The 12,408-nt window shown below is 33.3% G+C and carries 10 protein-coding genes; 4 read left to right on the top strand and 6 right to left on the bottom strand.

What is annotated here, in order from left to right:
- Both ACSVDA_RS10840 and ACSVDA_RS10835 read left to right on the top strand, forming a co-directional pair.
- Positions 1-166: IS3 family transposase (locus tag ACSVDA_RS10840; protein WP_485883120.1), on the top strand; the 166-nt coding region annotated here is incomplete at its 5' end.
- Positions 167-308: 142 nt separating this feature from the next.
- Positions 309-851 (top strand): hypothetical protein, encoded by a 543-nt coding sequence (locus tag ACSVDA_RS10835; protein ID WP_485883111.1) that lies wholly within the window; start codon positions 309-311, stop codon positions 849-851.
- Positions 852-959: 108 nt separating this feature from the next.
- On the opposite strand, the gene ACSVDA_RS10830 is transcribed toward ACSVDA_RS10835, so the two are convergent.
- The 4 genes from ACSVDA_RS10830 to ACSVDA_RS10815 form a co-directional block, all read right to left on the bottom strand.
- Complete coding sequence (locus ACSVDA_RS10830; RefSeq protein WP_485883110.1) at positions 960-2,876, bottom strand: glycoside hydrolase family 3 protein; 1,917 nt, start codon at positions 2,874-2,876, stop codon at positions 960-962.
- A 379-nt stretch (positions 2,877-3,255) separates the two neighbouring features.
- Positions 3,256-4,581 carry an ABC transporter substrate-binding protein gene (locus tag ACSVDA_RS10825; protein ID WP_485883108.1) on the bottom strand — a complete coding sequence of 442 codons (1,326 nt, stop codon included), beginning with the start codon at positions 4,579-4,581 and terminating at the stop codon, positions 3,256-3,258.
- 87 nt (positions 4,582-4,668) lie between these two features.
- Complete coding sequence (locus ACSVDA_RS10820; RefSeq protein WP_485883106.1) at positions 4,669-5,559, bottom strand: carbohydrate ABC transporter permease; 891 nt, start codon at positions 5,557-5,559, stop codon at positions 4,669-4,671.
- Between the two features lie 22 nt (positions 5,560-5,581).
- Positions 5,582-6,472 (bottom strand): carbohydrate ABC transporter permease, encoded by an 891-nt coding sequence (locus tag ACSVDA_RS10815; RefSeq protein WP_485883105.1) that lies wholly within the window; start codon positions 6,470-6,472, stop codon positions 5,582-5,584.
- A gap of 157 nt (positions 6,473-6,629) precedes the next feature.
- Between ACSVDA_RS10815 and ACSVDA_RS10810 the strand changes: the two genes are divergently transcribed.
- A complete protein-coding gene (locus tag ACSVDA_RS10810) occupies positions 6,630-8,441 on the top strand; it encodes a sensor histidine kinase (protein WP_485883119.1) in 1,812 nt (603 codons plus the stop codon).
- 195 nt (positions 8,442-8,636) lie between these two features.
- Entirely contained in the window at positions 8,637-10,247 is a 1,611-nt protein-coding gene (locus ACSVDA_RS10805; RefSeq protein WP_485883103.1) for a response regulator transcription factor, read from the top strand.
- A gap of 301 nt (positions 10,248-10,548) precedes the next feature.
- Here the strand turns inward: ACSVDA_RS10805 and ACSVDA_RS10800 are convergent, their stop codons facing one another.
- Positions 10,549-11,187 (bottom strand): DUF2306 domain-containing protein, encoded by a 639-nt coding sequence (locus tag ACSVDA_RS10800; RefSeq protein ID WP_485883102.1) that lies wholly within the window; start codon positions 11,185-11,187, stop codon positions 10,549-10,551.
- Positions 11,188-11,333: 146 nt separating this feature from the next.
- A complete protein-coding gene (locus tag ACSVDA_RS10795) occupies positions 11,334-12,074 on the bottom strand; it encodes a toast rack family protein (RefSeq protein WP_485883101.1) in 741 nt (246 codons plus the stop codon).
- Between the last annotated feature and the right edge of the window lie 334 nt (positions 12,075-12,408).

Genomic DNA, 12,408 nt, shown 5'->3' with positions numbered 1-12,408 from the left:
TGGACATTTTAAGGATGAGGCTAATATTAAACCATGCACGACACTATACGAACTAAAACTTGAAATTAAGCAATATATGATTTATTACAATAAATACAGATATCAATGGAATTTAAAGAAGATGACCCCTGTTCAATACAGAGATCACCTTCTTAATGTAGCCTAGGCTTTTTTTAAAACTGTCCTTTACAAAGGGTACACTTTATACAGATGGGGCTCTTTCTTACTTAGCTTCTGTGTACTATTTCTAAACACGATGATATGCTTAAACTAGTTGATATCAGTAGCTGCACTGGGGGAGAATATCATTGGAAACTGTATTTATACTAAGCTATGGCTGTAGTTTGGATCATAGCAATATCGATTTTTTACTAAATGATCGATTAATGCCTTTTAAAAAATTTTATAATAACGTAAATAAAAATATCTCTAGCAATCCAGAGATAAAATTAATCTATGATGTTTTTGATGTACATAGTGAGAGACATACCGAAAATAAGTATTTTTTGGAGGAGTTTTATATAAGTAAAACTCAATTGGCTTCCTTTGAACACTCACTCATTAAATTAAAAGGAAATCATATTCGATGTAGACCTAATACAAGAGGACATATTTATACATATATCAACGGAAAAGAATATACTGGTCGTGTTTTCGTTACATCAGAGCACAAAAAACATTTAATATTCCTTGATGATGAATCTATGGATAATGCAGAACTTAGGCAAAAGCTGCACCTTTTACCTGAGCAATTGCAAAGCCTTGTTTTCTCAAACGATTTTGAGTATAAAGATATTGAATCTATATTTACAGAATGGATTCAAATTCTCATTGAGAGACTCATAAAATGATACTCAAAAAGCACCGACTGCAAGGTGCTTTTTTGAGTTAGTATTTAATCATTTGTCTGAGCAATTATCGTAGCTCAGACAGTTAATTATTTTCGTTTAGTCACTTAACTAAGGTGTAACCTCTGACTTACTTAAGCCAAAGCCGTAGTCAAATAAAATATACTCATCAAACTTGTCTCGATTGTCATAAGCATCTAAATGAGTTGGCCAGCTAATAGGGAGCTTACCGGTAAAGTCTTTATCACCAAACATTACATCTGCTACACCTGCACCTTCAGTCCCAGGGAGCCATGCAGCAACTAAGCCTGACCAATCATCCATTTGCTCTGTTACAATCATAGGTCTACCCGCTACAAGTATTACAATAATTGGGATATTAGGATCTTCTGTACGAATATTTTGTATCGTTTCTAGGTCAACTTGCTTTAAATTAAGGTCATTCGTGTCACCATCAGTTTCTGCGTAAGGCTCTTCACCAATAACGACAAGTGCCACATCATACCCAGCAGCACCCTTACCATTAACATCGTACGTAACAGTTTTATTAGGAGCTACTTCTTTTATCCCTTCAAGAATAGTTGTTCCCTCAGTAATATCACCAGATTTACCTTGCCAAGTGATCGTCCATCCCCCTGATTGGTTACCAATATCATCTGCATTTTTACCAGCTACAAATATTTTTTCCATATCAGGTAATTGATTAAAAATTGGTTGCCCATTTACTTCATCATTTTTCAGTAATACTAAAGATTCGCTCACAGCTTGACGTGCTAAAGATTGATGTTCTTCTGACCCGAACGAATCAGCAAGTGATTGATCAGTTTTAGGATTTTCAAATAAGCCCGCCTCAAATTTCACTCGTAAAATACGAGACACTGCATCATCAAGCCGTTCCATCGTAATTTCATTGTCATTAACTAATTGTAATGTTAATTTTAACGTCTCTCTCCAGTTCTCTGGCTGCATTAACATATCAACACCAGCATTAACAGAGACTTTGATTTGCTCTTTTAATCCAGAAACAGGATTTCCGTTGTGATCCAAAGTAATTTGTTGTATTCCATACCAATCAGAAATAACAAATCCATCAAAGCCTAATTCATCCTTTAAAAAGCCTGTTAATAATCGTTCATTAGCATGCATTTTTAATCCTTGTATGCTATGAAAGGATGCCATAACTGTTCTAACTCCAGCTTTTACTGCTTTTTCGTAAATTTCCTTATCCATTTCAATAATTTCTTCCTCAGTATATTGAGTTATATCACCTTGGTTTTTTCCACCATCTGTATAACCTTCACCGATAAAATGCTTTGCAGTCGCAACTACCTTTGAGGTTTGTTTTAAATCGCTAATGCTAGTCCCTTGAAATCCTTCAATATAAGCCACACCCATATCAGCAACTAAAGTGGTATCTTCACCAAAACCTTCATAGGACCTTCCCCAGCGAATATCTTGAACACTTGCTACAGTAGGTGCAAATGTCCAGTTAGGACCCGAAGATTTAATCTCTTTTGCTGTTGCTTTTCCTATTTCACGTATTAAATCAATATTTCTCGTTGAGCCTAAACCTACACTATGCGGAAATATTGTTGCACCCTTTACATTATTATGCCCATGAACTGCATCAACACCGTAAATAAGTGGTATACCTAATCTAGTTGCTAAAGCTCCTTCTTGATAAGAATCTACCATTTCTTCCCACAATTCCCTTGTGCTACTTTCTTCCACATTTAGTTCTGGGAAGGATCCACCACCATTCAATATTGAACCTAAATAGTAATCCTTTACATCATCTTTCGTTACAGACTTTTCTTCAGCTTGAATCAGCTGTCCAACTTTTTCTTCAACTGTCATTTTAGATAATAAGTCCTGGACACGATCTTCTATTAAAGCATCTGGATCTAAATACACTACTTTCTTTTGTGCGGGTTGATCTGTTTGTCCATCGTATTTTACAATTATAATTCCAACTACCGTAACTATAATAATCAAAAAAACAGAAATAATTAGCGGCTTTTTCTTCATAGCTTACCCTCCTAAAACCATTCTTCTATCCTCCTCAAAGAGTATAGAAATCCACTTTTTAATCATAATGAAAAAGTAAGCTGTACATAAGTAATGATATTTTGGAAAACGTTTTCTTTTTTTGGATGAAGTAGCCTTAAGATGAGTATAGTTATTCAATGATTGAAAAGGGAATACAATTATTTATTGTATTCCCTTCCTAATCATAATTACTTATGGCTATTTTCGTAAACTTTGTAGCTATTTTCATTAAAAATGGACAATTTGACGAGTTTTAGGAGTGCTCAATAATTATTTAAGTAGAAAAAATGCCACGAAAGCTATATGTTTACGTGCTTATTCCTTTGAACGAAAAGCAACAATCAGTGCGAAAACAGCCTTACTTATTGTTATTTTTTTCAGCTGCTTCGTCCAACTGCTCAACAAAATCTTCAGGACTAAGTTGATCAGAAAGTAATTGTTGATGTTGTTGCATAATTTCTTCTTTAAATTCTGGTGTTCCCTTATCTAATACTGGAGTTCCACTTGAAGTCTCAATGGAATTAAACAGCTCAATTAAATCATTTTGCAACTCTGTTTCATCCCCCGTTAAGTAACTGTCAAACTGTTGAGCTGGGATTGTTGCACCACTTTGCCATGAAGATTTCACCCAGTTTTCTTGTTTAAAGAAGTATTGCAAGAACTTCACTGCCTCTTCCTTATTCTTAGAATTATTTGAAATAGAGTAGCCACCACCAAACCAAGCAGCCACATCATTTACACTGCCTTTATCAGTGGAAGGATACGGCATAACTCCAACATTCTCTCTGAAGCTCTCTGAAAAATTCTCATCAGCTGCAAGCCCCATTTCCCAAGAACCCATGAAATACATTGCCGCTTGTTCTTGACCGAATAAATTACGTGCAGCACCATAATCAGATGTTAAAAATCCGTCTTGAAAACCACCTGCATCAGCCAAGGTTTTCATGAACTCAGCAGCCTTAATAAATTCTTCTGAAGTAAAGCTATCTTCACGACTTAAAGCTTTATCCATTTTTGAAAAGTCGCCTGTTTCACGTTGGAGTACATATTCAAACCAAATTGGTAGCGACCAACCGTCCATACCATTAATAGAAATTGGATTAACATTTTCTGCTCTTAATTTCCCAATAACATCTAAAAGCTCATTTTGTGTTTTAGGAATCTCTATATTATTTTCTGCAAAGATTTTTTTATTGTAATAGAGTACGAATAAATCTGCATTTTTAGGTAAGCCATACGTTTTACCACCTTTTGAGTAACCATCTAAAGAACCATTAACAAATCCATAATCTGCATAGTCTTCTTGATTTAATTCTAATAATAAGTCATTATCAATAAGTGGAGCTATAAATGATTCCTGTCCCCAAGTATGCATAATATCTGGTAGTTTGTTAGTTGAAGAGTAAATTTTAATCTTATTCTTATATTGTTCATCCTGTAAAGCTTCTACTTCAATTTTAATATTAGGGTTTTCTTCCATATAAGCATCTATAATTTCTTGCTCTACCTTACCAACTCCGACTGAACGATCTGGGTTTGCACTAAAGAAAGTAAGCGTGACTTTACCTTCATCATCGGCGCCTCCCTCATTATCACCTGTTGAGTTTTCTGTACCACATGCAGCAAGACTTAAAATAACAATAATACTTAACAACATTGTCAAAAGTACTTTCAATTTTCCCACGTTTATTCCCCCTTCACTAACATTTATCATAATGTAAAGGCTTTCATAGCGTAATGTATTATTTTTTAGATAATGTTTTCATTTTTACTATCCTTTTACAGCACCTGATGTAATCCCTTTTGTCATCTGTTTACTAAAGATTATATAAATGATAATAGACGGTACTGCTATCATCGTCATCACTGCAAACTGTGCCCCATAATTAGAAGAGTATTGACCAGTGAATTTTAATATTGAAAATGGTAACGTTTTTAATTCATCAGAAACGAGGAACGTATTTGCGATAATAAATTCATTCCACCAAGTAATGAAATTTAACACACTAATTGTTGCAATCGCTGGCTTTGTCATCGGTAACATAATTTTAAAAATGATACCAAACACACCAGCCCCATCCATAACTGCTGATTCTTCTACCTCTTTTGGAATTGTTTCTAGAAACCCTGTCATAATAAACATACTAATTGGTAGAGAAAATGCAATATACGGTAATATAAGTGTAAACATATTATCTAACATATTTAATTTATTAAATATAATAAAGTTTGGTAGCAAAGTCGCATGGATCGGAATAATCATGCCGAGAAGAATGATATTCATAACAGTAGTTTTATATTTCCACTTCATTCGTGTAAATGCATATGCAAGCATTAGAGACAAAATAGCAGAAACGACCACTGTGATCATAGTAATTAATAAACTATTAAAAAAATATCTCGGAACACTACCGTAAGTAAAAGCATCAATATAATTCTGCCATTCAAACGTTTCTGGCCATTTTAAAAATGCAGAACCGAAAAATTCACCACTTTTTAAAAATGAAAAGTTTATTAACCAAATTAATGGAAATATTTGTCCGAGTGCTAATATAATCATGAGAGTAAATAATAGCATCTTTTTTATCGAAAATCGCTTACTAGCACCTTTATCATTTAATAACAGTGTTTTGTTACTAGACACTGGTAATTTGGACTCCATTTTAATCCCTCCATAATTCCTGTTAGTATTCTCCCACTTCCTTCTTCAAGGTTTTGTTTAATACGACCGTTAAAATCAAACAGAAGATTACAAACAAGACAGATATTGCATTTCCATACCCATATAAAGAGGAGGAAAAAGCAGTATTATATAGATAATTTCCTAAAAATTCTGTACTATCCCCAGGTCCACCATTTGTCATTAGAAAAACCGTTTCCATTTGTTTCAAACTAGTTACAACAGCAATTACAATAGCTATTCTCATCACTGGTGATAATAGCGGAATAATAACTTTTGTATATAATTGAAAATTATTTGCTCCATCAAGCCTAGCTGCTTCAAAAACAGAGTTTGGGATCGACTGCAGCCCAGAATGGTATAATAATAGGGCATATCCAAATCCTTGCCACATAACGACAATGATAATTGACCAAATTGCAATGTCTGGATCACCTAACCAATTTTGTTTTAGAAATGACAGACCAACTGAATCTAAGACTTTGTTTAACAAACCATAGTTAGGATGAAGGATGCTTACCCATAATTTAGATGTCACAACAATAGATATGACAGCTGGAATAAAGAATATTGCCGAAAAGAACTTTTCCCACTTACCACAATGAGTTAAAAAAATTGCAATAAGAATAGCTATCGGATGTTGAATAAGTACTGTTGCTCCAGCTAATAACACAGCATTCCATAGCGATTTCCAGAAAACTGAATCATTAAATAATATTTCTTTAAAATTGTCTAAACCTATAAAACTGTAACTTCCAATTCCACTCCAATCTGTTGACCCATAATAGATACTCATTAAGACTGGTATTCCAATCATAAAAAGGAAAATAGATACCCCTGGAGCAACTAGAAGAAATATAGTCCATTTATTACTTAATACCTTATGCAGTTTCATCACCTCCAGTAAATCTTCTATTTCATCATAAAAAATTTCAAAATTAATGTTAATGCATCATATTTTAGATAGCGTTTTCATTTTTCATAATTTCTATCGTACTTATAAATTTAATGTCTATTTTCGTGATATGATAGGGTATACAAAATTGATTAAGGTGATGAGAATGATTCCATCTAAGCTGTTATTTTGGTATATAAACCTCCCAATACGACATAAATTACTCGTTTGGTTTGTACCATTAATTCTTACAACTGTAGCGATAACAGGCTTCATATCTTATCAGATTGCAGCAAAGCAAGTATTTAGCAAAATTGATCAAAACCAAGATAACCTACTAAAAAAAAGTATTGACCAATTTGATCTCATTGCTCAAGATGTGAATGATTTTACAAACTACCTTTTTTTATCATCTTCCGTACAAGATTATTTGAGTTCAAATAGCCCCAATACTAGCCTTAGACAACAAATGAATGAATCATTATCAAAAATATTAGTAACGAGACCAAACATTCATTCTCTTATTATTTATGATATAAATAGTCTAAATCCATTTGAGCAGCCATTGACAATTAATCAAGGAAAGATAAGTGCAGAATCATATGAGTTCTTCCGTCACACAATCATATATGACAAAGCAAATAAACAAGACGGAGATTCAATTTGGTATTTAGCTAACTCCGAAAATAGCTTATTTATAGGAGATAACCAATATAAACTTCTTAATGTAAGAATGATTAAAAATATTTATGATTTAAACCCTGAGGGATTCGTCGTAACTGGAATTAACGAAAAATTCTTACGAAAAAAATATATGTCTTTAGAAGGCCCAGAAACAGAGATGCTAGTAATGAATAATGATGGCCAAATTTTAACTGCAACAAATCAAGATTGGGTTGGTAGTTATTACTTTGATATACCCCCTTTTCAAACTAGTAAACATACAATAGAAGAAATGCCTAGAAAATATACGACAGACGATTGGATCATTAGTCATGATCAATCTCCATTAACCGAATGGCGTGTGGTCATCATTCAATCAAAAAAGACCGTATTACTTGAGCTTAATCAGATTCGATTAATTACAGTAATTGCGATCATTTTGTGCTTTATCGGCGGTAGTATAGTTTCTTGGTTTGCGGCTTTTAGATTAACTAGTCCACTTAAGAAGCTTATAAGGTCGATGAGAAAACTAGAAAATGGAGATTTCTCGCAAAGTGTGAAATTTGTTGGAGATGATGAAATAGGACAACTAGGACAAGGCTACGACAATATGGTTCATAGAATAAAAAGATTAATAGATGACGTATATTCCTCTAAAATCCAACAGCGAGAAGCAGAGTTAAAAACATTACAAGCCCAAATAAATCCCCATTTTTTATATAACACACTTAATACAATATGTTGGACTGCTCAAAGGAAAGGGGAACATGAGATTGCTAATATGGCATACGCTCTATCAAGTGTTTTTAGACTAAGTCTTAATGATGGAAAAGACTCAATTACAATTAGACAAGAAATTGAATTAGTAAAAAATTATTTGTACATACAAGAACAGCGCTTCAAACCGAAATTAACATATGAGATTGACATAGCCCCTGAAGTACTAGACATTGATATACCCAAATTATTAATACAACCATTTATAGAAAATGCAATTCTTCATGGTATAGAGCCTAATAACGAAAGTGGCTACATTAAAGTGCAAATTAGTCATCATCATGACACATGCCTCATTGAAGTAACAGATAATGGTGTAGGAATGAACGAGAGGACAGTATTAGAACTAAATCGCTCATTAAAATCCTATCAATTTAATAGCACTAACGAAAAACAAGATAGAAGCTATGCAATTTTAAATATAAAAGAGAGATTGAAACTATTGTATGATGAACAAGCTACCTTAACTTTCCATAGTGTTAAAGGACGAGGAACTAGAGTAGAACTTCGTCTACCGCTAGAAAAATAATTATACTTGACCAATCCAAGCATTGAAATTCAGTTTTCTATTACTGATTTTTTCATATATATTGTTGTTTAACGTACGAAAATCTTATTTAAAATGATTGCAGTCATATAATTACTTATCTTCCTCTTCTAATTTAAAAATACAAAGAAATATATTAATAAGAAACTTAAAGACTTAGGAAGGAGAAAGTTCAATATGTTTAAACTATTAATTGTTGAAGATGAAATAACCATTCGAGAAGGTATGGAAGAAATGATTAATTGGCAACAATACGGAATTGAGGTATGTGGTATTTGTGAAGATGGCTTAACAGGCTATCAAACATTCCTAGCTACAAAACCTGATATTTTATTAACAGATATACGGATGCCCCAAATGAACGGCTTAGAACTTATTGAAAAAGCACAAGAAACTGGATATGATTTTTTAGCCATTCTACTTTCCGGCTACAATGAGTTTAGTTATGCACAAGAAGGTATAAGGTTAGGTGCTCACGATTACCTACTTAAACCCTGCCTCCCAAATGACATCTTAAATACGGTTTTAACAGCAAAGGAAAAGCTAGAAGAAGCAAGAGAGTCAAAAGTTGTTAAAAAGACTTGGGATAAACATTTACCTACATTAAAATGGCAAAAGCTTTCAAGTTGGCTAAAGAGTGCTGATCTTAATTATAAAAAACATTTAGACGATATAGAGGAACTAAGGATATCATTGCAGGATGCTAATATACAAGTCGGTGTAATTAAAATTCACTGTCCAACTACACATAATACTAGTAATCAATGGGACAATCATAATTTCCGTACTGTCCTTGACATAACCAATAAGTTTATTAGTGATTTTTATAATAATAATTATATAGAAGTTTTCCAACATAATTATGAAATTGTATGGTGTGCCAATGTAACAACGTCTTATAATGAGCAACGTCTTAATGAACACTTAACTAGCATGGTGCTCCAGATAAATAAAGCAATTGAATACTCAATCAGCATAGGTGTGGGGTCTATACAACCAAGCATTAACCTTCTCCATTTGACATACAAAGAAGCATTAAATGTCATTGAATATCAATTTTATGAAGAAGCAAGTAACTCTTTCCTTTATTCACAATTGGCTCAAAGAGCAGCAAGCACTCTTAATGAACCAACTGTTCACACTAAGGCTATTGCTGAGCAAGAAGAAAAGATATTACATTACTTAGAACAAGAAGAATTTAACTTAGCAAATGATCAGTTATATAGTTGGCTGCATCAACTAAGCCAAAATTCAACAACCTCGAGAAAAAACCTTAACATGATAGCAACGGCTTTTATCTTAGAGTTGGGAAAACTATTACATCGAAAAAACATTCAAAGTAATGAATGGATTCAAAACCAGCCATATCAAATAGACTTAATAACAAAAGCAGAATCATTTAATGAATTAGTCAATCTTGTTCAAGAAAATATGAAAGTTATTATTTCTTTAATTAAAAGCCAAGTACCTATTCACAAAACTGTAAAAGCAGCTTTAGAAATAATTCATGAAAAATATGATGAGAATATCACACTGGATTGGCTCGCAAAAGAAGTCTTTGTATCTACGACTTACCTTAGTTCACTTTTCAAACAAGAGCTTGGGATAAACTTCTTAGACTACTTACACAACTTTCGTATCAATAAATCAAAGCCTTTGTTAAAGGATGGGTTGAAGGTTTATGCAGTAGCAAAACTTGTTGGCTACCAAGATGAACGTCACTTTAGCAGCACATTTAAAAAACGGGTTGGACAAACCCCTTCAGAATACCAGCGAAAGGTGGGATAAACGATAACACGAAGTAGAATAGAATATAATTTAATATCCGCAGTTTGTTTTATAGAGGAAACTTTAAATATAGTATGTGTATTTAAAGTGACAGTACTAAAATGAAAAAAGCTCTTTAGTTATAAATAAAGGCTCTTTTCGTAAAGTTTGTTGCTATGTTTCAATAAAATTAGAACAGCATGATGTGGTTTTATACGGATGTCCTTTTTGCCGATGGCACGAACACTAATTGTTTACCAGTTTATTCTTAATATGGTAAACATCATTCAAAGTCAAAGCAGCTAAAATAAAAGTTCACAAATTAAAGTTTAAGAGCATTTTCATGAAAGGGTTGTGACCTCATAACTAGTTCTACAACAATTAGATTAGGAACCCAACATAACCACGAGATTATTTGATAGCTAATATGAAACGAAGCCTCACCAAAGATCAGTATAAATATTGGTAACCATATTCGTAACATCACTGCTGCAAATGTCAGTGCATAGTTTCTAATCATCCATTTGCGATGTAAATGGATTTTTTGCTCTTTAATCATTTTTAGAGCAATTAAGCCAGATAATAACCAGCTTACAGCTAACAATCCAAAGCCAACCTGTGCTATCAAGCCCCCTGTCGCGTAAAATGCTAACAATAAACCTGAAATACCACCAATGAAAACACTAAGGAGATAAACTTTGCCCATCATTTTGTGAACATTAATATTTCTTTTCCTGAACCTTTCAGATAAAAGAAATGGACCAAGCAGCAAGGAGCATAAACTACCGAAAACATGAACAAAGAGTGTCACATGCCACATCTTACTTTGTGGTCCGTATTGTTCAATTTTATCACTTATAAAGCCTGAGGTTTCTACACCAAAAAAGCCGTATTGTAACAATGCATAACTGCAAATTACAACTGCTAATAATAGTATCCCCCACCATCCCAACCTCTTCACTCTCTACACCCCCATGCCCTACGTAAACAACTAAAGGAATACAAAGTCAAAATCCACTCTCCATATGATTTTTACACCGTTCAGATAGAGGAGTTAATTCAATATAATTCTTAATATTTTAAATATTTAAAACGTATGACGTTACATTATTTAACTTCAAATGTGATTTCACCAATACCGACATCTGTATCAATATCTATTATCACATCAGCATTTTCAAAGGCTTCATTTACATAGATTCCGTTACCATCAGAAATCAGTCCTTTGAAATTAGCAGCACCGATCCCTTTTTCTGAACGAACCTTTACTCCCACTTCATTAGGAAGAAGAATTGTTGTACTCCCTATACCAGCGTTAATACGGACATCAAAACTCGCTTCCCAATCACCTCGTAAATCTACTGTCATATCACCAATACCAGTATCAATCTCTAAATTACTTAACAACAAACCTCGTAAATCTAATTCGGTGTCAGCTACCCCAGCATCAACATTAAGGTCTATTGGAACCTCATCTGATAACCTTAAATCCCAATTATTCTTAAAGCTACCTTTACTAGGAATATCAAAATTAAGATCGAAAAAGGAATTTTTACGGTTTTGGGTAATTTCTACCTTCCCAGTCTCTCTTCTCACATCATATGATATATCAGGTTTTAAATTTTTATCTTTGTATGCTATATTTCCTTCAACCCATTCATTTGTTCCTTCAGATACATGTATATCACCTACTCCAAAGAAAAGATTAACATCTAGTTCTTTCGCTTGATCTTTTTTTATCTCAATTGTTTCTTCTCTTTGAGTAGTTCCACCGGTTGTCATACTAAACCCAAATGCAGCAATTAATAACGCACCGATTACAATACCTACAAGTGTAATTTTCCTCATTGAAAATTTCCCCCTTTTAGTTAGCTAATATTTATCATACTGGAGATTCCCGTTACAATTAACGCTCTTAAGCTCTAATTGTTGCTAAGACCTGAGGCTTAGAAGATGTATCTTTCTTACTAAGGTAATACCCAATACAGACAATCATAGATACATAAGCAATCCCCACTCCTATAGCACATAGAGCCAATGATATGACAATAATGGAAATTAAGGGCTAACCACCATTAAAATAAATTTATGCATTGAACTCATGTTACAAGGCAAAGATACCATGAATACTTGGGTTATACGTATTTATTTTTTAGTACGAAAAGCAACAATTAATGCGAAA

The sequence above is a fragment of the Cytobacillus sp. Hm23 genome, assembly GCF_051842895.1.
Lineage (GTDB): Bacteria > Bacillota > Bacilli > Bacillales > SM2101 > Nanhaiella.
This window is presented reverse-complemented; position numbering and strand designations above follow the sequence as displayed.

What these genes read in the sequence shown, in the direction of transcription:
- ACSVDA_RS10795 (WP_485883101.1), bottom strand. Translation starts at nt 12,074, where the DNA reads ATGAGGAAAATTACACTTGTAGGTATTGTAATCGGTGCGTTATTAATT.
- ACSVDA_RS10830 (WP_485883110.1), bottom strand. Translation starts at nt 2,876, where the DNA reads ATGAAGAAAAAGCCGCTAATTATTTCTGTTTTTTTGATTATTATAGTT.
- ACSVDA_RS10815 (WP_485883105.1), bottom strand. Translation starts at nt 6,472, where the DNA reads ATGAAACTGCATAAGGTATTAAGTAATAAATGGACTATATTTCTTCTA.
- ACSVDA_RS10805 (WP_485883103.1), top strand. Translation starts at nt 8,637, where the DNA reads ATGTTTAAACTATTAATTGTTGAAGATGAAATAACCATTCGAGAAGGT.
- ACSVDA_RS10820 (WP_485883106.1), bottom strand. Translation starts at nt 5,559, where the DNA reads ATGGAGTCCAAATTACCAGTGTCTAGTAACAAAACACTGTTATTAAAT.